We start from the raw sequence: 24,835 nt of genomic DNA on the forward strand, positions 1-24,835 counted from the left end.
CTGCGTGCTGCATGCCATCCTCCAATCCTCTCGATAGGCTAAGAAATCCAAACTCGATCCGAAAGTCAAGCTCCTCTCGTAGCGGCCGTCCAATCGTACAGCCACGCTGCATGCGATGGTTGACATGCGCTTGGCTGTGGGTTGCCGTGTCGCCGCTCCGCGGAGCGGCTACTCCTGCGGAACAGCCATCTAAGCGGATAGGAAACGATAGAGCTCTCGCCCGTGTCAAGCCCCGCGGAAACGGCGCCTGGCGAGCCGTCTATCGCGCATCAAACACCCGCTCGCCCCGTCGCAGGGCCCGCGCGCCGTGCATTGGGTGCAGCTCTGGCTCGACGGACCGCGACGTGCGTTCGCCATGACGGGCTCGGGCCGGGTGCCCACCTACGCCGCGTCGAACCCGAACGCCATCGGTTCCCACGTTGGATCGCGCGCGGGTGCTGCCGTTCGGGGCTGCCAGGGCAAGTTCAGATGATCGAGGATGCGGCGCACCACCGCTGAGTCGGTGATCGTGGAAAGCACGCGCATCCTCCGTTCGCATTTCGGGCAGCGGAGCGCATCGAAGCCGAACGAACGCTTCATGAGCACGGCCCACTCGACGTAGCGCGACGTTGCGAACAACTCCCCTTCGAGCAGCCGCCCCCAGTGCAAGACCGAGATCAGGATCGACTCAACTCGCACCGTGGGCTCGGCATGCGCGAGCGACCTCGCTGAGAGCGCCGGCGGAGCGCACGGCGACGCGGGCGCGGGCGATGCGGGCGCGGGCGCGGCGGGCGCGGGCGCGGCGGGCAGAGGCGCGTGCCCCGCGCACCGCTCAGACTTCGCGGCGCGGGCCGGAGGTTTGGGTGTCACGAGAGAGCGCCACGACGAGCGAGGCGCGAACACGCCATGGCATCTAACAAGCGGGATGTTCGGCGGAGGAATCAAAGCCACGAGCCGGGCCATGAACTCCATTGGACTCATGACGCGGTGAGTGCGTACCCGCCGAGGTGTCTTCAGCAAGTACGCTATACGCCCGTCGAGCAGGAGCTCGATTCGATCAAATGCGAAGGCCGGGCGGGAGCAGTACCGCACGAGCCTCTCGCGCGCGGGTCGTCGACCGCCGTCATCCGCTGCGATGCGCACCGCGCAATGCACGTCGAACCCGTCGCACGCCGCGGAGAAGCGTCGCTCTCGGCGCTCGAAAGCCGCGTCGGGACTGTCCTTGTGCTCGAAAGGCCGCGCAAGATACGCTCCACCTGCGAGTGCGAGCTGGGTACACGCATCGAGCGCGGGGGGCTCGATGGTCTCGTTGCTGCGCTCCTCGGCCGCGCGCTCGTCGAGGTAACCGCGGCGCCGTAGCCAAAGAAGCGCACGCTCGCGCACCCGTCGTGCCACCTCGCTGGCATCGTCCTTTGAAGGCGGCGGCGCATCCTGGAAGCGCACGCCCATGGCGGTCTTCTCGAAAACGCCGTCGATTGCCATCGCGTGAAAATGGACGTGAACGTTCAAGCTCGAGCCGAATCTCTGAGGGAACCCGACCGAGCCCGTCCGTGCGCCCGGCGAGCGGCGGCTCTCAGCCCGGCAAGGGGCGGCTCTCGGATGTCTGATCCCATGATGCGCGACCAGGCACCGCCCAACACAGAATTGGACCTGACGGCGCTTCGCGCGGCAGGTCAATTCAACGTTGGGCTGGCAGAGTGCGGGCACGCAGGCACGATCCCGAAACAGGCGGCAGCGCATCGAGGGGCCCGACAACAGGGCGGCGAACGAAGGAGAATCCCGCGGCGCTGCACCGCCAGGCCAGGCGCCGACCCCGATCGGTGATGCCGCGGGCCCTTCACCGCGGGCGACGCGACGGCGGAGGGCGCCCCGTTGGGCCACACCAGAGCCGCCCTCGGCGGCGAAACAGGCGGAAGCCATGAGAATCGCTACTGTTTCCAGCGACCGCTCGTCATCGGCCGTTTTTTCTGGCGGGATTTCTGACACGCGGAACTAGAAGCGGACGTGCAGCGCCGTCATCCCGCGGAGCTTGGTGTTGGGCCCCCATGTCGGCTCCGTGGTTGCGAGCTCGAGCCGGGGCAGCCGGCGCAGCAGCACCGAGAAGGCGATCTCGAGCTCGGTGATGGCGAAGAGGGAGCCCAGGCACGCGTGCGTGCCCCGGGCGAACACCAGGTGCGGGTTCTGCTTCCGCGTGATGTCCAGCCGATCGGGCTCCGCAAACACCTCGGGGTCGCGGTTGACGGCGCTCAGCACGACGGACAGCCGATCCCCCTTGCGAATCAGCTTGCCCCCGAGCTCGAGATCCGTGAGCGCCCAGCGCTCGACCCCTCGCTGTACAGGCGACGCGTAGCGAAGCAGCTCCTCGACGGCGCTCTGCATGAGCTCCGGGTGGCCTCGAAGCAGCGTCAGCTGATCGGGATGCGAGAGCAAGGTGTATACGCCAGCCGAGATCATCCGGGCCGTCGTCTCGAAGCCGGCGTAGAGGAGCAAACTGAGGTTCGACAAGAGCTCCGGAAACGCGAGCCGATCGCCGTGGTCCTCGGCCGAGAGCAGCGCGCTGATCAGATCGGCGCCCGGGCGCACCTGCCGTTCGGCGATCCATCGGCTCAGGTACTCTCGCGCGGCGCCATCGGCGGCTTCGCCCTGCTGTCGCACCGCCGGCGGTTGAGCCTGATCGAACTGCAGATGAATTCCGGGCATCCACGCGCGAAGTTGCTCTCGCTCCGATGCCGGCAAGCCCATCAGCTCACAGAGCACGTTCGTCGGCAGGGGATACGCGTAGTCGGCCATGATGTCCATGTGCCCGTCCCCCTCGACGCGATCCACGAGCTCATGCGCGACCTGCTCGATCCTCGACCGGAGGCGCTGGATCGCCTCGCGCGTCAGCACCTTGCCGACGAGGGAACGCACCCGGTCATGCTCGGGTGGATCCAGCTCTATCATGTTGTGGGCCCACGGGCATGATCCGGAGGTGTGGCGCGGGGGGAAGGCCATGACCCTTTCACGTTGTGTGGACAAGCGCCTGTCGGCCAGGACGAGCTTCGCGTAGGAATATTTCGTGATCCACCATTCCCCTACCGAAGGGACGAAATGGACCGGCGCTTCCGCCCGGAGGCGTGCATAGAGCGGGTAGGGGTCCGCCACGAAGGCGGGATCCAGCGCGTCGAAGCTGTCGACTGACCATTCCTTGTACGTGATCGCGGATGTCATCTTCTTCCTCCGCCCTGGAAACGGACGTGCAGCGCCGCCAACCCGCGGAGCTTGGTGTTGGGCTCCCATGTCGGCTCCGGGGTCGCGAGCTCGAGCCGCGGCAGCCGGCGCAGCAGCACCGAGAAGGCGATCTCGAGCTCGGTGATGGCGAGGAAGGAGCCCAGACACGCATGCGTGCCCCGGGCGAACACCAGGTGCGGGTTGTGCCTCCGCGTGATGTCCAGCCGGTCGGGCTCCGGAAACACCTCGGGATCACGGTTGGCGGCGCCCAGGACAATGGAGAGCCGATCCCCCTTGTGGATCAGCTTGCCCCCGAGCTCGAGATCCGTGAGCGCCCAGCGCTCCATCCCTCGCTGCCCGGGCGACGTGTAGCGCAGCAGCTCCTCGACGGCTGTCTGCGTCAGCTCCGGGTGGCCTCGAAGCAGCGTCAGCTGATCGGGATGCGAGAGCAAGGTGTACACGCCAGCCGAGATCATCCGGGCCGTCGTCTCGAAGCCGGCGTAGAGGAAGAACGTGAGGTTCGACAAGAGCTCCGGGAGCGCGAGCCGATCGCCGTGGTCGTCGGCAGAGATCAGCGCGCTGATCAGATCGGCCTCCGGGCGTACCTGCCGCTCGGAGATCACCCTGCTCAGGTACTCCCGCGCGGCGTCATAGGCCTCTTCGCCGTGCTGCCGCACCTCCGGCGGTTGAGCCTGGTCGAACTTCAGATGAATCCGGGTCGTCCACGCGCGAAATCGCTCTCGCTCCGATGCCGGCAAGCCCATCAGCTCGCAGAGCACGAACGTCGACAAGGGATACGCGTAGTCGGCCACGACGTCCATCCGCCCGCCCCCCTCGACGAGGCCCACGAGCTCGTGCGCGATCTCCTCGATCCTCGACCGGAGGCGCTGGACCACCTCGCGCGTGAACCCCTTGCCCACGAGGGCGCGCACCCGGTCATGCTCGGGTGGATCCAGCTCCATCATGTTCGGGGTCCATGGGCAGGATCCGGAGCCGCTGCGCGGGGGGACGGCCATGACCTTTTCACGTTGTGTGGTCAAGCGCTTGTCGGCCAGGGCGAGCTTCGCGCAGGAATACTTCGTGATCCACCATTCCCCTACCGAGGCGACGAAATGGACCGGCGCTTCCGCCCGGAGGCGCGCATAGAACGGGTAGGGCTCCGCCACGAAGGCGGGATCCAGCGCGTCGAAGCTGTCCGCTGACCATTCCTTGTGCGTGACCGCGGATGTCATCGTCTTGCTCCTGATTCCTCCTGAGCCACCGGCGATCGAGCTCCGGAGCCGTTGCGCGCCGGTGGACACGCGCGTTCACCTCGCGAGGAAGTCGTCGAGCGCGCGGTGAAACCGGATGGGCCCGAGCTCGAAGCGGCCGAACGTGACGACCTGGTTCGCGCCGGAGCGCAGCCCGCTCTGGATCGACGTCACCCTCCTGAAGTCTTCGTCCAGTGTCGTCTCGAAGCTCTCTCTGTCTGCTCTTGTGTGGCGCACCTCGCGCTCCGTCTGCGGGACGCGGGCGGCGCTCGCCCACGTGCGCCAGAGCGTCCGATCCAGGCTGCTCGGAAACACCGTCTGGAGAATGGTCGGACCTTCTCGCAGCATGAGGACCGTATTTGGAAATATGAGATAGACGACATTCGCCACGGAGAGGAGGTCCCAGCTCGCTGGATCGCGGTCCAGGCACGCGTTGATCCTGTTTCTGGGGACGATCATGCGCTGGTGGGGATAGAAGTCGTCATGCAGGGCGATGTTGTCGTGCAACCAGGGGGCGATCGTCTGCGCGTGCGTCTTCCGGAAGTGATAGACCTCGAATGCCACTTCCATGAGGAGCTTCCAGTTCGCGTTGGGCGAGAAGGTGAGCTGATATGCCGGCTGGAGGCGCGAGAGGTTCCAGCCGGCGAGCTCTTGCGCGAGGGGACCCAGAAAGGCGTCCAGATCCGGCCCAGGATCGGTCCACACCATGCCGAATTTCACCCGAACTGGGAACGGGGTGAGCGCGGTGCGTTCGCAATGCCCCTCGGCAAAGCCGTAGGCGTGCGGGACGTGCAGCAGCTTGCCATCGAGCCCATAGGTCCATCCGTGGAAAGGGCACGTGAAGGAGCTCCGGGCGACGCCCGTGGGGCCGTCCAGGAGCCGGGCACCTCGGTGGCGACACGCATTCAAGAACCCCCTGATCTGGCCCTCCTTGTCGACGGAGAGCAGGATCGGCACGCCCAGCCCGTCGTGGGTGACGTAGTCGCCCGGCCTTTGCAGGAGCGCCGCGCTCGTCAGGATGATGGGGTAGCGCTGGAACAGCTGCCCTCGCTCCCTCTCGAGCCGCGTCGGTGACGTGTAGATGTCCACCGGCCTCTGGTCCGGCTCCGCGTCCATGTCCGTGGTCCGCCGCTGGATCAGATCGAGCGTGCGCCGTATCAGCGTCACCTGCTCCGCATGCTTCATACAGGCTGGAGAGCGGGCTCAGGCGCCGATACCAGGGATTCCACGATCTCCCGCTGCGTATCGGTCAGGCAGGCAGGGACGGGTTTCGGTCCTCGGGGATCCATTCCCGGAACCTTGAGCAAATTCTCGGCTAAGCAAGCTCCGAGAGCTCGACCTGGCGCACCGCCGGGGCCGTCGTCATGGAGGGCTCCTCCCTGCGGCGCGGGCTCATCAGGGCGTCGAGCTGCTCGATGAAGCAGGCGTTCTCCGCCGGCAGGCCGACGGTCACGCGGAAGTATTCGTCGTATCGCTCGTCGCCGAACGGCTCGAAGGCCTTCACCTTCACGCCTCGGGCGAGCAGCGCGTCGTGGATCTTCGCCCCGGACCACGCCCCGCGCGCGCGGCACAGGATGAAGTTGGTCTGTGACGGATAGGCCTCCAGAGCGCGATGAGCTCCGATGGCTGCCATCAGCCTGGCTCGCTCCCTCGCCGTCTGATGCCGGACGAATCCGAGGTGTCCGCTGTCCTGGAGGGACGCCATCGCGAGCTCTGCGGCCAGCTGCCCGACGCGGTGCGGCGTCATCTTGGCCTCCATCTGCGCCACCACCTTCGCGTTCCCCATGGCGTACCCCACGCGCACCGACGCGAGCCCGTAGGCGAAGGAGAAGCTGCGCAGCACCATCAGGTTGGGATGGCGCAGCACCAGGTCCGCCATCCGGGTGTTCGGGCTCTCCTCGAGGTAGTGCACGTACGCTTCGTCGATGAAGAAGAGGGATTTCGGGAACCGGGTGAGCAGCGGACCGAGCTCCTGCCTCGTGATGAGGACGTTGCCCGTGGGGTTGTTGGGGTTGCAGAGGTAAACCAGGCCGTCCTGCCGCGAGAGGCGCGACTCGAGCATGTTCATGTCGAGCGCGAAGCCGTTCTCCGGGCAGAGCGGGAGCAGCTCGCATCGCAGCCCCACGCGGACGCCGGAGGCAGGCACCTTGGAGTAGGTGAGCCGCGTGGTGATGATGGGATAGGCCGTGCGCTTCAGCAAGAAGCGCAGGGTCCGCATCGCCGAGCGCTTGATCTCGCGCTCGATCAGGAACGGGATGCAGGTCTTGAGCAGCGGGCCGCTCCCGTTGGCGACCAGCACGTTCTCCGGCCTGACGCCCGCGTCCGCGGCGAGCGCGCGCCGGAGATCTCCGTTGTCTCCGGCCGGGTAGCTCCGGAGGGAGATGTTGCCGGCGTGGCGCCGCAGGACGTCCGCGCACCGCTCGGAACAGTACGTGCCGTGGTTCAGCGCCATGTCGATGGGCGGCGCGCCGGACCGGCGAACCGGGGCGATGGGTGCGTTGCTCGCTGTCGTTCGAGGCTGCATGGAGCGCTCCTCCCGTGGTGTTCAACCAGCATCAACCAGGCTAGTAGTCCCCAGGATTCAGGAGGCCACCTTCGCTGGCCAGTTGCAAGGAGGAAGAGTGAGAGGCGCGGCCCCAGAGCTTGTGTGCGAAGGCGTGGGACCAGGGTGAGGATGGGCCGAAGTGCGAGCTCGGCTTACGGAGCGGTCGTTGTCCCCCCCCCGCAGGCCCCCCCGCAGGCGCTCGTGGGGCACCTGTTGACGCCTTCGTCGTCCCGTGTGGAGCCCGCGCGCGCCCCCGCGCCGCTCGGCTGGTCTCCTTGACCGCCGTGCGGGCACTCACGGACTGATCGCCGTCCCGACTGTCGCGTTCCCGACTGTCCCTGTCGTCGCCTTGACGCCCGGGTTTTGCCGCACGGCCTTCCAGTGGCAATAGCACAGGTACGGCGGGTTGATGCGACACTCGAACCTGTCGATGCAGTACGGAGAGAGCCCCCAGCAGTCTGACGACAGCGTTCCACCCTCGCACGTGCAGCTCCCGTCTTCGCTGCACCACCAACTGAGCGAACCAGTGCCCCCACCGTTGTTCACGAGCTCCTCTGTCACGGCGGTCGTCTCCTCGGGAGTGGTCGTTTCTTCGGGGGCTACGACGCAGCCGGCCAGGAGGCCGGAGGCAAGAGACAGGACGGCGAGCGCGGCGCGAATGGTGTTCTTCATCTGAGCAGCTCCTTGTGAGGGTTCGCTGTTCCCTCAGAGCAAGGCAGGTGCCCGCGCATCAAACCCCCCGCTTCTTCGGGCTATTCCTTGGAGGCGTGCGTGGGCAGGTTGAGCGAAACCTCGCTCACGTGCGCGCGTAGTTGAGCGAAACCTCGCTCACGTGCGCGCGTAGTCGCGCATCGCGGGCGCTCCGCCGGTCCCAGGCTGCGGTCGCGAGCTCGGGCCCCGCGGCAGGCCGCGTTGCTTGAAGGACCGCGAGCTTCGGGGGGGCCAGCACGAGCGTGCCCGCCTCGTGCCGCACGCGTTCGAGCGTTGGCTCAGGGTCCGTGGGAAGGAGGATGGAATCGACACGAAGCGGACCGCCGCGCCCATCGGGTCGCGGCCTCGCGCGACCGTTCAGCTCGCGCGGAGCGGCGGCGCCTGCAGCGGGGCGCTCTCGCGCTCGAGCGCGAGCGCGGCGCGCAGGACCAGCGCTTCCTCGAAGTGACGCCCCACGATCTGCAGCCCGAGCGGCAGGCCGACGCTGGTGAGGCCCATCGGCACGCTGATCGCCGGCTGGCGCGTCAGGCTGAAGGGCGCGACGAAGGAGGGGGGGAGCGCGCCGCCGTCGATCAGGGGCGCGGCCCCGGCCGACGTCGGCGTCACCAGCAGATCGAAGCGGCGGTGGAACGCGGCCATGGTCAGCGCCAGCTCCGCGCGCTGCCGCTCCGCCTCCAGGTACGCCACCGCGCTCAGCGCCTCTCCCTGGGCTGCCGCGCTCTGGACCGCCGGATCGAGCAGCGCGCGCTGCTCCGGTCCGAGCTCCCGCACCGTGTGCGCGGCGCGCGCCGCGAACAGCGTCCGCAGCACGCCCCCCGGGTCAGCGAACGGCGGCGCCACCTCCTCCACCTCGGCGCCGAGCCGCTGGAGGAGCGCGACCGCCGCGTCGAAGCGGGCCCGCGTCTCGCCCGGCAGATCGACGTACCCGAGCGTGGCGCTCACGCCGACCCGCACGCGGCGCAGGAACCTTGCATTGAGCGTGTCGGACGCGCCGAGCGTGTCGGACGCGTCAGGGGCGTCGGGGGCGTCGACCGCGACGAGCGCGCCCAGGTACAGCGCGTCCTCGCGCGGCGGCGGGGCCCGGAACGGATCGCGATCGTCAGGACCGGAGAGAACCGAGAGGAGCAGCGCCGCGTCGCCGACGGTGCGCGCGATCGGCCCCACGTGCGGGGGCACCCCCACCACGCTCGCCGGGTGCGCGGGCACGCGACCGAAGGTCGGCTTGCACCCCACCACCCCGGAGAACGCGCTCGGCACGCGGATCGAGCCGCCGCCGTCCGTTCCGACGGCGAGCGGACCGAAGCCGGCCGCCACCGCCGTGACGGCGCCGGCGCTGCTGCCGCCCGGCGTGCGCCGCGGGTCCCACGCGTTGCGCGTGATCCCGGTCAGCGGGCTGTCGCCGAGGCCCTTCAGGCCGAACTCGGAGGTCGTCGTCTTCCCGAAGAGCACCGCCCCGTGCTCCCGCAGGCGGGCGACGGCGGGCGCGTCCTCTGTCCAGGGGCCAGCCGCGTCCACGGTGCGCGAGCCCCGCCGGGTCGGCCAGCCGCGCGTGAGCAGGAGGTCCTTCACCGAGACGGGTACCCCGTCCAGGCGCCCCACCGGCTCGCCTCGAGCCCAGCGCGCCTCGGACGCCCGCGCGGCCTCCAGGGCCCGCTCCTCGTCGAGGAGCGCGAACGCGTTCAGCGGGGCTCCCTGGCGCTCCACATGGGCGAGGACGGCGCGGAGCGCCTCGACGGGGGAAGCGCTGCGGGATCGGTAGAGCGCGAGGAGCTCGACGGCGGTGGCTTGCACGAGCGAGGTCGGCGGCATGTGTCCACTATAACGGATGATATGTCCTTCGCAACGGATATGCGCGTTCGCCTCGGTGTTCTCGCCATGGTCCTTGTCGTGTGGATCTGTCGTGCATCACAGCCGACGGCGACGCCGGGCACAGGATGGCGTCTCCGGCGAGAGGGCGCGGCTGTCGCATTCGTAGCTCGGTGGACGGCCGGCGCCGTGCCCGGCTTGCGCCGGATCGGTCTTTGGCCGCCCCGTCCAAACCCGGCGTGCACCTTTCGTCATGCACCGGGCTTTCCATCCATGTTCGTGGCGAAGCAGGGTTCGCGCATCCACCCCAGCTTGTGCCGTTGCAGCGCGGCTGAGGCCGAATGCATGGCAGAGCTCGCGATGCTCGTTGAGGCCTCCGGGCCGAGTGGGGCCGCGCGCTTGCCTCGCGTTTCGAATTCCACCACACGCCGAAGCACGCGAGCTGATCGAGCGCGGCCGAGATATGCGTCGACGCGGATGCGACGAGGTGGTAAGCGTACGAGCCCTAGGAGTGCAACATGGCGTCGATGCGCACGCGAAAAGTGAGTCTCTGCGGCAAGGAGCTGCATGGCCTGCAGCACATCTGCGCGTTCTTCGATTCGCGCAAGGAAATGTACGACATCCTCAATCCGTACTTCCAGGAAGGAATCGATACCGGCGACGAGGTGGTGACCATCCTCGAGTCGAGCGTGCATGACGACCATGTGAATCGGATGCAAAGCGGCGGCGTGCCCGTGCAGGACGCGATTCAGCGTGGCCAGCTCAAGGTCGTGCCTTCCGAGCAGACGTACCTCCAGGACAACGTGTTCGTCGCGGACCGCATGCTCTCGACGCTCGAGGGCGTGCTCCAGGGCGCAGCCGAAGGCGAGTTCAAGTCCGTTCGCACCTGCGGCGACATGGAATGGGCGCTGAAGAGCCTGCCGGGCACCGAGGACCTGATGGTCTACGAAGCAAAGGTGAACACGCTGGCGCCCAAGCACGACTGCACGCTTCTTTGCTGCTACGACGTCAATCGCTTCAGCGGCCGGGTGATCGCCGATGTGCTCGCCACGCACTCGCACGTGGTCATCGGCGGCCACGTGCACGAGAATCCGTACTACCTCGACCCGGTGACGTTCCTGAAGAAGCTCGCGCTGCGGCGGGCGCCGGTGGCTCTCGCGAACGCGGGCTGACACGCCTTCGGCTGATCCGCGCCCCGCGGCAGGCGCCCGGGGCGCTCCGCTTCGCGCGCCGGGCTGCCACGATCGCCGCCTCGCTCCGCGTGGTATACCCCCTGCGTGGGACGCTTCGATCATCTTGCCACCACGCCCGCGCGCGGCGCGGCCGACGTCCTCAAGTGGAAGCTCGGCGCCCGCGAGAAGGCCGTCGCTGACGGGTTCGTCACGCCGCACCGCACGTACGACCGCTCGCTCGTCGAGAGCGGCCGCGCCTCGCTCACGTGGATTGGCCACGCGTCGTTCCTGCTCGTGCTGGGCGGCCTGCGCATCCTGATCGATCCCATCCTCGCGACGGGCCTCGGCACAACGAAGCGGCTCGCCCCGGCGGGCATCCCGCTCGAGGACCTCACCGAGATCGATCTGGTGCTGATCACGCACAATCACCGCGATCACCTGGACACGCCGACGCTGTCGCGCATCCTCGCGGCGCACGCGGTGCACCCGGGCAAGCTCGGCAAGAAGAACCCGCCGCTCCGGCCCCGCTTCGTGGTGCCGCAGGGCAACGGCGCGCTCCTCGCGAAGCTGGGCGCGGGCGCGATCGACGAGCTCGCGTGGTGGCAGTCCGTCCGCGTCGGCCAGGTCGAGATCACGCTCGTGCCCGCGCGGCACTGGTCGATGCGCATGCCCTGGGACAGGAACGAGGCGCTCTGGGGCGGCTTCGTGATCCGCGGCCCCGAGGGCGCCGCATACCACTCGGGCGACACCGGCTTCTTCGACGGCTTCGCCGAGATCGGCGCGCGCAACGGCGGCTCCATCGACTGGGCCATGTTGCCCATCGGCGCCTACGCCCCGCGCTGGTTCATGGAGCCGCAGCACATGGGCCCGGAAGAGGCCGTGCAGGCCTCCAAGCTGCTCGGCGCGCGCACCTTCGTCGCGATGCACTGGGGCACGTACAAGCTCACCGACGAGCCGATCGGCGAGCCGCCGGTCCTCGCGCGCGAGGCCTTCCTGAAGGGCCGCGGCGACATGGAGCGCCTCTGGATCCTCGACGTCGGCGAGACCCGCAGGCTCTGAGATCACGCATCTTCCGACGGCGGCGGCAGGCCCGGCAGGCCGTCGATGCTCGTCGTGTTCTTCTGCAGCCGATAGAGCGAGAGGCCCTCAGGCCCCTTGCGCTCCGCCCACTTCGACAGCGTGTCCCGCTCTCCCTCGTAGGCCATGCGCGGCACGGCGTAGCCGCACGACGTGGCGACGCGCTCGAGCTCGACGCGGATCACCGAGCGGACGCCCTGGAACGGCGGGAAGAGGTCCGCCAGCGCGCCGAAGCGCGGGTCGCCTGGGAAGACGGGCTCGCCGCGGCCCTGGAGGCGCAGGATGCGGGGCGGGCCGTCGAACGCGCAGAACATCAGCGTGATGCGGCCGTTGTCGCGCAGGTGCGCGATGGTCTCGACGCCGCTGCCGGTCAGGTCGAGGTAGGCCACGGTCCGCGGGTCGAGCACGCGGAAGGTGTCGTGCCCCTTCGGCGACAGGTTGACGTGCCCGCCGCTGCCCGAGGGGGCGGAGGCCACGAAGAAGAGGCGCTGCTCGGCGAGGAAGCCGATGAGGTCGTCGTCCAGCTCGGAGAAGGTTCGTCCCATGGATCCTCGTGGGCGGCGGACTGCCGCGTCGCGCGGTGTTGTAGGGGCGGCGCGGCGGTGAGGGGAGGGGAGGGGGAGAGAGCAACGCGCGCGCTGCGCCACGCGGGCTGGCTCATCCGTGGTCGGTTCGGTCGGAGACCCACTCCATCACAAGATGGTATTCCGCGACGCCCGCCTCGACGTTCAGGCTCTCGGCGGTGGCGAGCCGCCGCGCGTGCGCGTCGGGCGATGCGTCGATGAGGGCGAATGGATCCGCGGCGGACGCGACCTCCGCGGCGACCGCTCCCCATCCCCATTGCGCGAGCGGCCAGCTCAACCCCGCGTTACGACCGTCGCGCCCCCGCGCTCGACGAGCTCGTTGAGCCACGGTGGTAGGGCTGCGAGGGCCGACCAACCTCTCTCTAGAGCGACAAACGGGCTGAAATTGCCTGAAAAGCGCAGAATTTCGAACCGCCACGACACCATAAGACACCAAGACGTTTGTTTTATTTTCTGGCGTCTTGGCGTCTTCTGGCGCCTTAGCGGTTCATTTCTTGCTTGAAGAACGTGATCGGTGTTCTAGCGGGATCGCGAGCGCCGGCGCCGCACCCCGAGCGCGGCCGCCGCGATCGCGAAGAGCGAAGCGTAGGACGCGCCCCGCGGCGACTCCTCGCCGGTCACGCGGCAGCCGCAGCCGCCGTCATCCTCGCTGCCACCCGCGCCGCCGGTGCCGGTCGTGGCGGCCGCGGTCGTGGATGTCGTGTCGCCGCCGGTGCCCATACCGCCGGCGCCATCGCCGCCGGCGCCATCGCCGCCGGCGCCATCGCCGCCGGTGCCATCGCCGCCGGCGCCGCCGGTGCCAGCGCCGCCGGTGCCATCGCCGCCGGCGCCGCCGCCGGTGCCATCGCCGCCGACGCCCGTACCACCGCCGACACCCATACCACCGCCCATGCCACCCCCGCCGCCCGCGCCGGACGCGTCGCAGGCGTCGCCGATGCCATTGCCATTGGAGTCCGCCTGGTCGGGGTTCGGCACGGTCGGGCAGTTGTCGCAGGCGTCCCCGACGCCGTCGGCATCCACATCCGACTGCACCCTATTGGCCACGGTCGGGCAGTTGTCGCAGGCGTCGCCGACACCGTCGGCGTCGGTGTCGATCTGCGCGGTGTTGGACACCGTGAGGCAGTTATCTATGTTGTTGAGGACCGTGTCGAGGTCGATATCGGCGGCGCTCGGCACGGCGCACGCGGTCCAGGTCGTCGACCAGGGCTCGCTGGTCTCGTCGCGGCCGCTGACGCCATTGCTGCCCGTCATGACCTGGCCGGCCTCCGTGAGGTCCACGCGACACGTGTTGATCGTCGTCGTATTCATCGACAGGGGTGCGTGCAGCGCGGGATTGTCCGCCGTATCCGGCAGATACGTCGAGCCGTTGACCGTGACGCCCGTCTTGTTCACCGGGGCTTGGGTCCCTGCCGTTCCATAAGGCACGTAGTCGACGTCGGTCACGAGGTTCGTCATGCCATCCCAGTAAAATAGAATGACCGGCTCGCCCCCATTGGTGAACCCCCACGCGGTGCCGACCCCGTTCATGACCGGCACGAGCATGTCAGGGACAGCGGGGCTCGTCGTGGTCGCGGCGCCCGTTGCGATCTCGTACGTGGGATAGATCCCGTATCCGGTGAACGCGCTCGTCACGCCGCAGGAGGTCCTGAAGCACTCGCCGCCGGCGATCGACACGTACTGGGTCTCACCCGGCTGGATGACAGCACCGGCGGGGAATCGCACGATGAAGTCGCTGGTGCCGGCGGGTGCCCCAGCGATGACCACGTCGTAATAAGTATTGTAATCGGCGAGATAATAATCGGTCAGGACGATCGGCGTGTTTCCGGGGTTCCGGATCGCGACGGACTCGGCCTGTGTCGGGGAGACGACGACCTCCATCAGCAGGAGCTTCTCCGCCGCGGCGTGCGCCGCGGCTGGAAGCAAGACCATCGTGGAGAAGGACAGAATCGAGGCGAAGCGCTTCATGGGGCGTACCCTAAACCAAACCCGGAGAGAGTGAAAGGCCCAGGGTGGCGTCAGTCCGGATTATCCCAAAGCGGCTCCGAGGCCGGCGCGCGCTCGACGCGGCCACCACGGCAAGCAGGGGCCACCCCGATGCGGGTTAACCCGGCGGAGCTGCTGAATTGGCCAGGGCGTTCGGGCGGCCCGACGGAGATCCCGTATCCAGCCGCGGCCCGGGTCGGACGTGACGAGAAGACGACAGCGGGTGGACCGCCATCTGGACGACGTTGTCGAGCAGCCGCTTCGCAGCTAGCTCGATGCCGTCACACCGATTCAAGACCAGGACCGGGAAACAGCCGACGATGGCACCGTTCGTATCCGGCAAGGCGTTGCGCCGGATGACCTCCCTGGGCCGTCGCCCAGCTCAGGGGCAGCTGCCGGCGAAGCTCAGGAAGCTCTGTACGCAGGCGTCCGCCTGAGCTTGGCTGGTGAGCGGCAAGGAGGTGAGGGTGTTGGCCACCGACACGTATCCGCACTGGTCGGGCTCCGGGCCGAGCTGGCCGTTGACAGCGAACTCGACGAAGGGGCCCTCGTGGCCATTGCTGTTACTCTTCAGATAGTAGTAGATGCTGCCGGGGCCCATGAACCCCGAGTAGTTGATGCACTCGACGGGGGGAGCAGGGGGACCCCACCCGGGCATGCCATCACACGGGCACGCCGGCGCTGTGGGCTGGCAGGTGCCGCTCTGGCAGGTGAAGCCCGACCCGCACGAGCCGCAGTCGAGCGCCCCGCCGCAGCCATCGGCGATCGAGCCGCAGGTCGCTCCCTGAGCGGCGCAGGTGGTGGGGACGCAGACGGGCGTCTCGCAGCTCGTCCCCGTCCAGCCGGGCGCGCACGTGCAGGTGTAACCGCTCTCGGTCGCGGCGCAGGCGCCGCCGTTCTGGCAGGGGGCCGAGGCGCAGGGGTCGGTGCAGGTGCCGTTCTGGCACAGCAGGCCGTCGCAGCACGGGAGGGTGGCGTCGCACGGCGCCCCCACCGGCAGGCAGCCCTGGCCGTTGCAGGTCGGGTCGTAGAGCGGCGAGCTCGGGTCGGTGCTGGTGATGTAGTCACCGTCGTGGGCGCTATGCGCGTTGATGCAGGCCTGGTCGCTGATACGAAGGATCTTGTACGGCTTGCTCGCGGAGCCGGTATGGTGGCAGATCTGGACTGTGCCGCCTGGATCGAAGTAGGTGCACTGCTCGGGGGTGAGCGCGTCATGGGCCTCGCCCACGACCTCCCGGCTTTCGTCGCCGTCGGCCGCGGAGGGGCCGGCGCTGGTACAGCCTGCGAGCAGCAGGGTGGAGAGAGCCGGGATCGTCAGAGAGTGGAGACGTGAGCCTGCAAGATACCGCATGGGTGGTCATCCTTTCAAGGTTGTGCTTGCGCTGGCTGGAGAAGGGGCTGGCGGTCTATTCAAGTTAGCTATTCAAGTTAGATGCCAGTGTCGAATCGGCGCTTTCGGAGGTGATGTTGACGCAGGCCCCTGCATGGCATTCGGTGTGTGCGCGCCGCCGGTTCCCGTCGCCCAGGTCCGGTCGCGCGCCGCCGCCTGCTGCTGCCTGAATGCCTCACCTGCGGAGTCCACGGCGCACCGCCGTGACCGACCGCGGCGACCCTGCCGAGTTCGATGACGGAGCGATCTTCCACCATAGGTTCAGGCGAGGATGCAACAGCGACGAGCTCGTCCGCGCGCTTGTCTTGCCGTTCGTGGACAGCTCGCTGCCGTTTCTGGACAGGCGACATCGTTCGCGCACGCGATCGATGGCGATCTGCGCGATACGTCGAGGTCGAGCCCGACTACCGGTACGCCATGGTGAGCTGCGGGCGGTTGGCCCGGGGTGGCGTTGTCGCCGGGGTTGTTGCTCGTGGGTGCCAGCGCTCGTGACGTTCAGGGCCGGCGCCGCGGCAGGCCCGCGGCCGCGCGCCCCGCGGACAGCGTCCCGGAGGGGCTCTCGCCGAACCGGCGCTTGTATTCGACGCTGAACCGCCCCGGGTTGCCGAGCCCGAGCGCGGCCACGACGCCCGCGACCGACGTGCCGGCCGAGGGCTCGGCCAGCTGGCGGCGCGCGAGCTCGAACCGGCGCCGCCGCAGGAAGTCCATCGGCGGCATTCCCCGGCTCGCCACGAAGGCTGCTCGCAGGGACCGCTCCGGCACGCCCGCCGCGGCGACGATGTCGGCCAGCGTGATGGGCTCCGCGGCGTGCGCAGCCATGTATTCTTCAGCCTTGCGGACGCACGCCGGGGCCACGCGCGGCTGCGGTGCATCGAGGATCTCCGATAGGCTGTGCCGTGTGTGTACCAGGAGGCTCGTGAAGAGAGCACCACGCAGCGCGGCGAGCAGCATCGCGAGGCCCACGACTGCTCGATCTGGCGGCGGAAGAGCTGCGCGACCTCGTGGACCGTGCGGCCCGGTCCGTCCTCGATGTCGAGCGCCGTACCGAACCGGATCGGGCCGCGCAGCGCAGCGCCCGTGAGCGTGGTGAAGTGGGCGTAGTCTTGGAATCCAGGGGGGATATGAAATGAACGCCTGGAAGCGGATGATCTACCGTTGCAGTCTCGGCCTGACTGTCTCGCTCGTCTTGCTCGAGCAAACCGCCCACGCCGGCACGATCGGGATGGTAGCGGGCAACGCGCATGTCGAATCCTTCAATGCCGACACCGATGAGAGCCTAGGCGGCGCGGAGCTGGTCGGTTCCAGCTTGTTCTCCAGCGGGGATTGCGCCATTCGCGCGACCGCGACCGAGACGATCGGATACGTGGCCACCCTCTCCTCCCAGATCTACATCGTCGACCTTGACGTGGGTCCACCGGAGGTCATCGGGACGATTCCTATTTCGAACCCAGGGCAAGACATCGTGCTTACCCCGGACGGAAACTACCTCGTCGTGTGCAGCGGGATCCCGTTTCCGCTGGTAAGCGTCATCGACGTCCGTACATCCGCGGAGACGTCCACGTTCGACCTTGGCCTTGGCACGAACTGCACCTCGGTCGACGTATGCAGCGACGGCTCGGTGCTCGTCACATCGGACGGAACACCGGACGAAATGTCGACCGTTCGCCGGCTCACCATCAACGCGAGCGGGGGCCTCATGGATACAGGCGAGGAACTGCAGTTCTTCGCCAGACCGAGCAATGTCTATTGCGCTCCCGACGCTGCGGCAGGTGTGGTTCTGACGGGGGACGATGGCCATGCTGTCTCGTTCGCAGTGCAGGGGCTCGTGGCGGTCGACACACGTCCCCTGTCGGCTGTGGTCGGCATGTCGGGCGCCTTCGATGGAACGGGCGGAGAGTTCTACGCGCGCAGCTCGTCTGGGTTGGAATTTGAACCAGGCTTCGTGGATGCCTTCGGGTTCGCGCCGATGACCGGGGCTCTGAGCCAGGCGCCGCTCTTTACCTCGGAGCTTTCCATCGGCGGGCTCGCCGAGCCGGGGACGGACCAGCTGCCCGTCCATCCTGACGGGACGCGTCTGTACGTCTCTCAGTTCACGACCGTCTCCGTGCTCGACGCAGCGACGGGGGGCCACGTCGACGAGATCGCGACGAGCAGGCCGCGCTTCTCGAGCCTCACCGGCGTGTGCGTCGCCACGGCCGACGTCCTGCCGCTGCCGCCGGCGAACGACGACATCCAGCGCGCAACCGTCGTGACGGAGCCGCTGTCGTTCATCGACGACATCAAGACGGCGGCCGCAACGACGGCGCTGGACGACCCGTCCTGCTCCGGCAACGGCCATACTGTCTGGTACACCTACACGCCGACGGTCAGCCGGCGCATCGAAGCACGTACGGACGGGAGCGACTACCTCACAACGCTGTCGGTGTACACCGGGAGCCCGGGGGCGCTGTCGCAGATCGCATGCAACGACGTCTTCAATCAGAATTCCTTGGTATCGTGGGACGCCGTTGCCGGGGAAACGTACTACATCATGGCTGGGTCGATCTTCGACAATCCAGGAGGAAACCTCGTCTTCACCGTGGAGCCCGCGCTGGCCATCGACGTCACACTCAATCCAAGTGGTTCAATGTTCGTCGGGACCGGCGATGCGCGGGTGACAGGCACGGTGACGTGTACAAGGCCGGTCGACGTCTCCATCAGCGGGAGCCTCCGCCAGCGCGCGGGGCGAACGATCGTCGAGGGACCCATCGATGCGTCGGTCTTCTGCGAGGGCTCTGCCACCTGGAGCGCGCTGGTCGACGACCCGGACGCGCTGTTCGCCGGGGGCCCCGCCGCTTTTCAGGTTGATGCGCACGCATGCGACCGGGAGTGCGCCGACGACGCCGCGACGGGGACCGTCCGGTTGCGAGGAGGGAAGTAGGGCTGTCGCGCGCGTGAGGTCGCTAGAACGGCAAACATGGATCGGCTCTACAGGTCGGTCTCCTGATCGGTGTCCGTCACTGGTACCCGATGATCCGGTGGGGGACGTAGGGCTCCTCGAGGGAGGCGGCCTCCTCGGCGCTCAGCTTGACCGACAGCGCGGCCACGGCGTCGTCCAGGTGGGAGCTTCTTGTCGCGCCGACGATCGGCGCCGCGACGGGGGCCTTCTGGAGAAGCCAGGCCAGGCCGATCTGCGCCCGGGGGACACCGCGGCGGGCGGCAAGGTCGGCCACCCGCTCGACGATGGGTCTGTCGGCATCGGCGGACGCGTCGTACTTCTGGTGGAGCACCTGGTCGCTCTGTTCTCGGGCGGTCGTCTCGCTCCAGTCGCGGGTCAGCCGTCCGCCTGCGAGGGGACTGTAGGGGATGACGCCGATCCCCTCCTCCTGGCACAGGGGCAACATCTCCCGTTCCTCCTCCCGGTAGATCAGGTTGAGGTGGTTCTGCATCGAGACGAACCGGGTCCAGCCGTGGCGGTCGGCGGCGTGCAGCGCCTTGAGGAACTGGTAGGCGCGCATGGCCGAGGCGCCGAGATAACGGACCTTGCCGGCCCTCACGACGTCGTGGAGGGCCTCGAGGGTCTCTTCGATGGGTGTACCGTAGTCCCAGCGGTGGATCTGGTAGAGATCGATGTAGTCGGTCCCGAGCCGCTCCAGGCTCTTGTCCACCTCGCTGAGGATGGCCTTGCGGGACAGGCCGGCGCCGTTAGGGCCTTCGTGCATCCGGCCGTGGACCTTGGTGGCCAGGACGATCTGGTCACGGCGGGCCAAATCTTTCAGGGCCCGACCGACAAATTCCTCGCTGGTGCCGGCGCTGTAGACGTTGGCGGTGTCGAAGAAATTGATCCCCAGGTCGAGGGCGTGGCGGATCACCTTCCGGGATTCGTCCTCGCCGAGGACCCATTGGTGGAATCCCGGCTGGGGAACGCCGAAACCCATGCAGCCCAAGCAGATCCTCGACACATCCAGCCCGGTCCGGCCGAGCTTTACGTACTCCATCGGAACCCTCCTCAGGGCACTCTACTACGGTTCGGAACGAGGGCTTCCAGCCCTGCCAAGGGGCGGCTGTGAAGGTGACCACCGCCGCCACGCGGCTTCCTGGTCGATGGCGTACGATCGCCCAGATACGACCTCGCTCGACCCCCGCCGGATGATCCAGAGGCGCCTTCCTGGCGCGGCGCGGATCCGGTAGTCCTCGCCCGGCCTCCGGCTCTCGCATGCCCCCGTCGACCACGCCTCCCTCCGTCGCAGAGCGCCTCGCGCGCGCCCTAGAGGTGCTCGTGCCGGCGCTCGACATCGTCGAAGCGCGGGTCGACGAGGGCGCGCCGCCGGCCTGGTGCGAGGCGCGGGGCTGGACGGGCTTCCTCCTGTCGCTCTCCGACGCCGAGCTCGCCCGCTGCGAGGCCGAGGGGCTCGCCGCGTGCATCGACGGCCTCGAGCGCCCGCCCCCGAGCCTCGTGGCCCTGGCGCGGGCCGCGGACGAGGCCGCGAGGCTGCCGCGGCGGCCTGTCCAGCCGCTCCCGCGGGCGTCGCTGGACGAGCTGCGGGCGGTGCCTGCGCGCAAGCGGCTCCAGCTGGAGGCCCTGCTCGGCGCCGTGGCCCCCATGGCCGCCCGCGCCCGCCGCCTCGTCGACGTGGGCGCGGGGCACGGCCACTTCACCCGCCTGGCCGCCGCGCGCTTCGACAGGGACGCGATCGGCCTCGAGCGCGAGCCCGACCGCGTGGCCACCGCCTCCGCGCTGGCCGCCGGGGGCCGGGCGCGCTTCGTGGCGTTCGACGCCTTCGAGCAGGCGCTGGCGTTCGGTCCGGACGACCTGGCGGTGGGCCTGCACGCCTGCGGCGAGCTCGGGGACCGCACGGTGACGGCGGCGGCCGAGGCGCCCTGCGACCTGGCGCTCGTCTCGTGCTGCCTGCAGAAGATCGGCGCGCCGGCCCGCGCCCCGCTCTCGGCCGCGGCCAGGGCGGCGGGGCTCGTCCTGAAGCGCGAGGCGCTGGGGCTCACCAACCTGACGGCGCGCCCCGCGGGGGTCGAGGCCAGCCTCGACGAGGAGCTCCTGGCGCGCGAGCGGCGGCACGCGCTGCTGTCGCTGCTCCGCGGCCGCGGGCTCGACGTCGCCCTGGGCGAGGAGATGCGCGGGATCAACCGGCGGCGCGCGCACGGCGGGCTGCGCGAGCTCGCGGCCCGGGCGCTCGCGCTGCGGGGCCTCGGCCCGGCGACCGAGGCCGAGCTCCGCGAGCGCGAGGTGGCGGCGCGCGCGGCGTTCGGCCAGATGCGCCGGCTCACGCTGCCGCGCGCGCTCCTGGCCCGGCTCACGGAGGTCGCGGTCGCGCTGGATCGCGCGATGGCCCTCGGCGAGCGAGGGCACGAGGTCGAGGTGGCCATCGTGTTCGAGACCGAGGTGACGCCGAGGAACGTCGCGATCTTCGCCAGCGCCCGGCCGGGAGGGCTCGGTGGCTGAAGCGGCCCCCGCGGCTCACCCGATGCGCGGGAGTGCCGTGGAGCCCCAAGCCCGCCCCCCCCGGTCACCAACGTGGTCGTGAACGTGGTCGTGGTCGTGAACGTGGTCGTGGTCGTGGTCGTGGTCGTCAACGGCTTGTCGTGAACGTGAACGTCCCCGGAAGTCGCCGGGGGCAGCGACACTCGTCGACCAAGGTACCGGCGGAACGTTCACGTCTACGATCGTGTCGTCGACGGCCACGACCACGACCACGACCACGACCACGTTCACGACCACGACCACGTTCACGGTGGTGACCGCTGGGCCAGCAGCCCTGCGGATCGGGTGCTTCCCTGGCAACAGTGCCGCGCGGCAGACCGTTGATTCCAAGCGTTTCATGGAATGGCACGCACGGTGCACATCACGGCGCCATGCAAAGACGTCAGTTCTTGGGAGGCGCCGCTGCAGCGGTGTCGGCAGCGCTTCTGGCAGGCAGGGCGCGGGCCGCCGGGCCCAGCGTGATCCGCGTCGGGGTGCCCGGTGTCGGCGTGGGCAATCGCCCTGTCACCGGAGGCAGCTTCTTCTCCCTCTTGCACCTCCAGGGGACCCTGGCGGAGGAGTTCAAGAAGGACGGCATCGAGGTGAAGTGGAACTTCTTCCGCGGCGCCGGCCCGGCCGTGAACGAGGCGGTCGCGAACAACCTGCTCGACATCTGGACCCACGGTCACCTGCCTTCCGTGGTCGGCCGGGCGAGCGGCCTCAAGACGCGGCTCCTGGCCAGCGCCAGCCGGCGCGGACACGCCTACCTGGTGGTGCCCGCCGATTCGCCGATCACCGGGGTCAAAGATCTGCGCGGCAAGAAGGTGGCCTTCCAGAAGGGCACGGCCTCGCAGCTGTCCGCGAACCGGATCCTCGAGGGCCACGGGCTGACCGAGAAGGACATCCGGTCCATCAGCATGGATGCCTCCACCGCGAAGGCGGCGATCGCCACGAAGGACATCGACGCGGTGTTCGGCGGCACGGACTACCTCTCGCTCCGCGACCAGGGGATCGGGAAGATCGTCTACACGACCAAGGGGGATTCCCCTACCTACCCGAGCAATTCAGGCATCATCGCGCGGGAGGACTTCATCAACGAGTACCCCGACGTCGTGCAGAAGATCATCACGCTCGCGGTGAAGTCGGCGGCGTGGGTCTCGGACGAGAAGAACCGCACGCAGGCCTTCCAGCTCTGGTCGAAGTCCGGCACGCCCTTCGCGAACTACAAGGAAGCGCAGCAGGGCGAGGACATGAAGCAGAACGCCAGCCCGCTGCTCGACGAGTACGCCATCGCCCGGTACAAGTCGGCGGTCGCCGACTCGAAGAAGTACGGCCTGATCAGGAGCACGTTCGAGGTCGAGCCCTGGACCGATCGGCGCTTCCTCAACCGGGCGCTGAAGGACACCGGACTCGAGCGCTTCTGGGCGGAGTGGGACGCGAACGGCAAGCCGAAGGGCTGACGGCACGCGGGCGCGGGCCGCGACGCGCGGTCTGCGCCGCCAGCACCGGCGACTCGCTCGATCCCAACTTGCTGCAAGGAATGACCTGATGGAGAAGAGGCGGATTGGCTCGCTCGACGTGTCGGTCGTGGGCCTGGGGTGCAACAACTTCGGCGGTCGAATCGACGAGCAAAGGACGGTGGCGGTCGTCGGCGCGGCGCTCGACGTCGGCATCAACTTCTTCGACACGGCGGACGTCTACGGCGGCACGAAGAGCGAGGAGCTGCTCGGCAAGGCCCTCGGGAGCCGGCGGAGCTCGGTGATCATCGCGACCAAGTTCGGCGTCCCGCTCGACGACGAGCGCAGGGGCGGCGCGCGGCCGGCGTACATCCAGCGCGCCGTGGAGGACAGCTTGCGCCGGCTGGGCACCGACTGGATCGACCTGTACCAGCTGCACCGCCCCGATCCCGAGACGCCCATCGAGGACACGCTGGAGGCGCTCGACGCGCTGGTCCGCGCCGGCAAGGTGCGCGAGATCGGCAGCTCCAACTTCTCGGCCGCGCAGATCCGCGTCGCCGAGGAGGCCATCCGCCCGGGGAAAGCGCGCTTCGTGAGCGTCCAGAACGAGTACAGCCTCCTCCAGCGCGAGCCCGAGCGGGAGGTGCTCTCGGACAGCAAGCGCCTCGGGATCGCCTTTCTGCCCTATTTCCCGCTGGCGAGCGGGCTGCTCTCCGGCAAGTACCGGCCCGACGGCCCGGCGCCCGTCGGCGCGCGGCTCTCGTCGCAGGACACGGCGCTCTCCGCGCGCTTCTTGACCGAGCGGAACCGGCAGACCGCCGCGGCGCTCGGCGCCTACGCGGCGTCCCGGGGCCACACGCTGCTGGAGCTGGCCTTCTCGTGGCTCGCCTGCCGGCCTGCGGTGGCCTCCGTGATCGCCGGCGCGACGTCGCCGGAGCAGGTGCGCGCGAACGCCGCCGCCGTGGGCTTCCGGCTGACCGGGGCCGATCTGGAAGAGATCGATCGACTGGCGCCGCTCCCGGCCCGCTGAGCGAAGAGGAATCCATGGCCGTTTCGACATCCACGTTGCGTGTTCAGGCTGCCGTCGAGCAGCTCCAGTCCGGCGGTATGGTGATCCTCGTCGACGACGAGGCGCGCGAGGACGAGGGAGATCTCGTCGTCCTGGCGGAGCACGCGACGCCGGCCACCATCAACTTCATGGCGACCCACGGCCGGGGGCTGATCTGCCTCGCCCTCACCGAGGACCAAGTGGACCGCCTCGGGCTGCCGCTCATGGCGACCCGGCCCGGCGCCCGCCGGTCCACGGCGTTCACGGTGAGCATCGAGGCGCGCGAGGGCGTCACCACCGGCATCAGCGCCCGCGACCGGGCGCGCACGATCGCGGCCGCCATCGCGCGGGACGCGTCGCCGCGAGACGTCGTGTCGCCAGGGCACGTGTTCCCGCTGCGGGCGCGCCGGGACGGGGTGTTCGAGCGCGAGGGGCACACCGAGGGCGCCGTCGACCTGGCGCGGCTCGCCGGGGCGCTGCCGGCCGCCGTGATCTGCGAGATCCTGAATGACGACGGGACGATGGCGCGCCGCCGGGACCTCGCGCGCTTCGCGGCGCGACAGGGGCTGCCGCTCGTCTCCATCGATGACCTCATCCGCTACCGGGTGCGGTCCGAGGACGTCGCCGCGCGCGTCCGGAGCGCCCCGTTCCGGCCCGCAGGAAGCCCGAGCGGCGAGTGGCGGGCGCACACGTACACGCTACGTCGCGAGAGGCAGCTGCTCCTCCTGACGCACGGCGCGCCGGCGCACGCCGGCGACCCCGCCCTCGTGTACACCCACCGCGCCGCGCTCGTCTCGGACCTCCTCGGCGACGCCCATCTGTTCGACGCCCTGCGAGACATCGAGGCCGCGGGCGCCGGCGCGGTGGTCTATGTGCCCCCGCCGGCCGAGCCGACAGCGCCGGGAGCGGACGTCACGATCGGGCTCGAGCTCGCCGTGGCTGCGCGCGAGCTCGTGGCGCTCGGATATCGCCGGGTGACGCTCCTCGACTCGAGGGCACCCCGGCCCGACGGGCCAAAGAAGGAGATCGACCTCGAGACGGGCGAGCCCGTGGCGCAGGTGGGGGGCCACGGCGCGCTGCTGCCCCGGCGCGGGCGGACGGCGGATGGCCTCTCGGGGTCTCCCGCCCTGCAGAGCTGAGGCGAGCGTGCCGCTGCGACGCGCGTGGA

The 24,835-nt window shown here is 69.2% G+C and carries 22 protein-coding genes; 8 read left to right on the forward strand and 14 right to left on the reverse strand.

All coding sequences use genetic code 11. The annotated features are described in order from the left end of the window. Positions 1 to 381: 381 nt before the first annotated feature. The 7 genes from WMF29_RS12140 to WMF29_RS12170 form a co-directional block, all read right to left on the reverse strand. The gene (locus WMF29_RS12140) at positions 382 to 1,899 is read right to left on the reverse strand and encodes a transposase (RefSeq protein ID WP_437331110.1); all 1,518 of its coding nucleotides are present in this window, start codon (positions 1,897 to 1,899) and stop codon (positions 382 to 384) included. A gap of 72 nt (positions 1,900 to 1,971) precedes the next feature. After that, a complete protein-coding gene (locus tag WMF29_RS12145; RefSeq protein WP_437328985.1) occupies positions 1,972 to 3,189 on the reverse strand; it encodes a cytochrome P450 in 1,218 nt (405 codons plus the stop codon). Beyond that, the gene (locus tag WMF29_RS12150) at positions 3,186 to 4,421 is read right to left on the reverse strand and encodes a cytochrome P450 (protein WP_437328986.1); all 1,236 of its coding nucleotides are present in this window, start codon (positions 4,419 to 4,421) and stop codon (positions 3,186 to 3,188) included. Before WMF29_RS12150 ends, WMF29_RS12145 begins: the two co-directional genes overlap by 4 nt. A 75-nt stretch (positions 4,422 to 4,496) precedes the next feature. Beyond that, positions 4,497 to 5,624, reverse strand: coding sequence for an aromatic ring-hydroxylating oxygenase subunit alpha (locus WMF29_RS12155; protein ID WP_437328987.1), 1,128 nt, complete (start codon positions 5,622 to 5,624; stop codon positions 4,497 to 4,499). Between the two features lie 130 nt (positions 5,625 to 5,754). Then, the gene (locus WMF29_RS12160) at positions 5,755 to 6,963 is read right to left on the reverse strand and encodes a pyridoxal phosphate-dependent aminotransferase (protein WP_437328988.1); all 1,209 of its coding nucleotides are present in this window, start codon (positions 6,961 to 6,963) and stop codon (positions 5,755 to 5,757) included. A gap of 315 nt (positions 6,964 to 7,278) precedes the next feature. Next, positions 7,279 to 7,656: a hypothetical protein gene (locus WMF29_RS12165; protein ID WP_437328989.1), complete on the reverse strand. Its 378-nt coding sequence runs from the start codon at positions 7,654 to 7,656 to the stop codon at positions 7,279 to 7,281. Between the two features lie 396 nt (positions 7,657 to 8,052). Continuing rightward, positions 8,053 to 9,504 (reverse strand): amidase, encoded by a 1,452-nt coding sequence (locus WMF29_RS12170; protein ID WP_437328990.1) that lies wholly within the window; start codon positions 9,502 to 9,504, stop codon positions 8,053 to 8,055. Positions 9,505 to 10,019: 515 nt separating this feature from the next. On the opposite strand from WMF29_RS12170, the gene WMF29_RS12175 reads away from it, so the two are divergent. Further along, entirely contained in the window at positions 10,020 to 10,673 is a 654-nt protein-coding gene (locus WMF29_RS12175) for an MEDS domain-containing protein (RefSeq protein WP_437328991.1), read from the forward strand. A 105-nt stretch (positions 10,674 to 10,778) separates the two neighbouring features. Then, positions 10,779 to 11,732 carry an MBL fold metallo-hydrolase gene (locus WMF29_RS12180; RefSeq protein ID WP_437328992.1) on the forward strand — a complete coding sequence of 318 codons (954 nt, stop codon included), beginning with the start codon at positions 10,779 to 10,781 and terminating at the stop codon, positions 11,730 to 11,732. Positions 11,733 to 11,734: 2 nt separating this feature from the next. Here the strand turns inward: WMF29_RS12180 and WMF29_RS12185 are convergent, their stop codons facing one another. From WMF29_RS12185 to WMF29_RS12205, 5 genes are all read right to left on the reverse strand, one after another. Next, the gene (locus tag WMF29_RS12185; RefSeq protein ID WP_437328993.1) at positions 11,735 to 12,295 is read right to left on the reverse strand and encodes a pyridoxamine 5'-phosphate oxidase family protein; all 561 of its coding nucleotides are present in this window, start codon (positions 12,293 to 12,295) and stop codon (positions 11,735 to 11,737) included. A gap of 112 nt (positions 12,296 to 12,407) precedes the next feature. Then, positions 12,408 to 12,611, reverse strand: coding sequence for a hypothetical protein (locus WMF29_RS12190; protein ID WP_437328994.1), 204 nt, complete (start codon positions 12,609 to 12,611; stop codon positions 12,408 to 12,410). Between the two features lie 242 nt (positions 12,612 to 12,853). Then, positions 12,854 to 14,299 (reverse strand): thrombospondin type 3 repeat-containing protein, encoded by a 1,446-nt coding sequence (locus WMF29_RS12195; RefSeq protein WP_437328995.1) that lies wholly within the window; start codon positions 14,297 to 14,299, stop codon positions 12,854 to 12,856. 400 nt (positions 14,300 to 14,699) lie between these two features. After that, positions 14,700 to 15,668: a hypothetical protein gene (locus tag WMF29_RS12200; protein WP_437328996.1), complete on the reverse strand. Its 969-nt coding sequence runs from the start codon at positions 15,666 to 15,668 to the stop codon at positions 14,700 to 14,702. 534 nt (positions 15,669 to 16,202) lie between these two features. Next, positions 16,203 to 16,526 carry a helix-turn-helix domain-containing protein gene (locus WMF29_RS12205; RefSeq protein ID WP_437328997.1) on the reverse strand — a complete coding sequence of 108 codons (324 nt, stop codon included), beginning with the start codon at positions 16,524 to 16,526 and terminating at the stop codon, positions 16,203 to 16,205. 81 nt (positions 16,527 to 16,607) lie between these two features. On the opposite strand from WMF29_RS12205, the gene WMF29_RS12210 reads away from it, so the two are divergent. Together WMF29_RS12210 and WMF29_RS12215 are read left to right on the forward strand one after the other, a co-directional pair. After that, positions 16,608 to 16,808, forward strand: a complete 201-nt coding sequence (locus WMF29_RS12210; protein ID WP_437328998.1) for a hypothetical protein — start codon at positions 16,608 to 16,610, stop codon at positions 16,806 to 16,808. A gap of 25 nt (positions 16,809 to 16,833) precedes the next feature. Continuing rightward, positions 16,834 to 18,627: a YncE family protein gene (locus WMF29_RS12215; RefSeq protein WP_437328999.1), complete on the forward strand. Its 1,794-nt coding sequence runs from the start codon at positions 16,834 to 16,836 to the stop codon at positions 18,625 to 18,627. A gap of 76 nt (positions 18,628 to 18,703) precedes the next feature. On the opposite strand, the gene WMF29_RS12220 is transcribed toward WMF29_RS12215, so the two are convergent. Further along, positions 18,704 to 19,684, reverse strand: a complete 981-nt coding sequence (locus WMF29_RS12220; protein ID WP_437329000.1) for an aldo/keto reductase — start codon at positions 19,682 to 19,684, stop codon at positions 18,704 to 18,706. Positions 19,685 to 19,902: 218 nt separating this feature from the next. On the opposite strand from WMF29_RS12220, the gene WMF29_RS12225 reads away from it, so the two are divergent. After that, complete coding sequence (locus WMF29_RS12225; RefSeq protein WP_437329001.1) at positions 19,903 to 21,144, forward strand: methyltransferase; 1,242 nt, start codon at positions 19,903 to 19,905, stop codon at positions 21,142 to 21,144. Between the two features lie 15 nt (positions 21,145 to 21,159). On the opposite strand, the gene WMF29_RS12230 is transcribed toward WMF29_RS12225, so the two are convergent. Then, entirely contained in the window at positions 21,160 to 21,432 is a 273-nt protein-coding gene (locus tag WMF29_RS12230) for a hypothetical protein (protein ID WP_437329002.1), read from the reverse strand. Between the two features lie 161 nt (positions 21,433 to 21,593). On the opposite strand from WMF29_RS12230, the gene WMF29_RS12235 reads away from it, so the two are divergent. From WMF29_RS12235 to ribB, 3 genes are all read left to right on the forward strand, one after another. Continuing rightward, a complete protein-coding gene (locus WMF29_RS12235) occupies positions 21,594 to 22,622 on the forward strand; it encodes an ABC transporter substrate-binding protein (RefSeq protein ID WP_437329003.1) in 1,029 nt (342 codons plus the stop codon). Between the two features lie 88 nt (positions 22,623 to 22,710). Then, positions 22,711 to 23,649, forward strand: coding sequence for an aldo/keto reductase (locus WMF29_RS12240; protein WP_437329004.1), 939 nt, complete (start codon positions 22,711 to 22,713; stop codon positions 23,647 to 23,649). A 14-nt stretch (positions 23,650 to 23,663) separates the two neighbouring features. After that, positions 23,664 to 24,806 carry a 3,4-dihydroxy-2-butanone-4-phosphate synthase gene (ribB, locus tag WMF29_RS12245; protein ID WP_437329005.1) on the forward strand — a complete coding sequence of 381 codons (1,143 nt, stop codon included), beginning with the start codon at positions 23,664 to 23,666 and terminating at the stop codon, positions 24,804 to 24,806. The last annotated feature ends 29 nt before the right edge of the window (positions 24,807 to 24,835 follow it).

Origin of the sequence: Sorangium sp. So ce381 (genome assembly GCF_051473845.1) — a bacterium.
GTDB classification, from domain to species: domain Bacteria; phylum Myxococcota_A; class Polyangia; order Polyangiales; family Polyangiaceae; genus Sorangium; species Sorangium atrum.

Bases quoted from the DNA above. Each gene is read 5' to 3' on its own strand.
- WMF29_RS12185 (WP_437328993.1), bottom strand. From the start codon at position 12,295: ATGGGACGAACCTTCTCCGAGCTGGACGACGACCTCATCGGCTTCCTC.
- WMF29_RS12145 (WP_437328985.1), bottom strand. From the start codon at position 3,189: ATGACATCCGCGATCACGTACAAGGAATGGTCAGTCGACAGCTTCGAC.
- WMF29_RS12240 (WP_437329004.1), top strand. From the start codon at position 22,711: ATGGAGAAGAGGCGGATTGGCTCGCTCGACGTGTCGGTCGTGGGCCTG.
- WMF29_RS12200 (WP_437328996.1), bottom strand. From the start codon at position 15,668: ATGCGGTATCTTGCAGGCTCACGTCTCCACTCTCTGACGATCCCGGCT.
- WMF29_RS12225 (WP_437329001.1), top strand. From the start codon at position 19,903: ATGCCCCCGTCGACCACGCCTCCCTCCGTCGCAGAGCGCCTCGCGCGC.
- WMF29_RS12195 (WP_437328995.1), bottom strand. From the start codon at position 14,299: ATGAAGCGCTTCGCCTCGATTCTGTCCTTCTCCACGATGGTCTTGCTT.
- WMF29_RS12155 (WP_437328987.1), bottom strand. From the start codon at position 5,624: ATGAAGCATGCGGAGCAGGTGACGCTGATACGGCGCACGCTCGATCTG.
- WMF29_RS12220 (WP_437329000.1), bottom strand. From the start codon at position 19,684: ATGGAGTACGTAAAGCTCGGCCGGACCGGGCTGGATGTGTCGAGGATC.
- WMF29_RS12215 (WP_437328999.1), top strand. From the start codon at position 16,834: ATGAACGCCTGGAAGCGGATGATCTACCGTTGCAGTCTCGGCCTGACT.
- WMF29_RS12160 (WP_437328988.1), bottom strand. From the start codon at position 6,963: ATGCAGCCTCGAACGACAGCGAGCAACGCACCCATCGCCCCGGTTCGC.
- WMF29_RS12150 (WP_437328986.1), bottom strand. From the start codon at position 4,421: ATGACATCCGCGGTCACGCACAAGGAATGGTCAGCGGACAGCTTCGAC.
- WMF29_RS12175 (WP_437328991.1), top strand. From the start codon at position 10,020: ATGGCGTCGATGCGCACGCGAAAAGTGAGTCTCTGCGGCAAGGAGCTG.
- WMF29_RS12205 (WP_437328997.1), bottom strand. From the start codon at position 16,526: ATGGCTGCGCACGCCGCGGAGCCCATCACGCTGGCCGACATCGTCGCC.
- WMF29_RS12140 (WP_437331110.1), bottom strand. From the start codon at position 1,899: ATGGCTTCCGCCTGTTTCGCCGCCGAGGGCGGCTCTGGTGTGGCCCAA.
- ribB (WP_437329005.1), top strand. From the start codon at position 23,664: ATGGCCGTTTCGACATCCACGTTGCGTGTTCAGGCTGCCGTCGAGCAG.
- WMF29_RS12170 (WP_437328990.1), bottom strand. From the start codon at position 9,504: ATGCCGCCGACCTCGCTCGTGCAAGCCACCGCCGTCGAGCTCCTCGCG.
- WMF29_RS12165 (WP_437328989.1), bottom strand. From the start codon at position 7,656: ATGAAGAACACCATTCGCGCCGCGCTCGCCGTCCTGTCTCTTGCCTCC.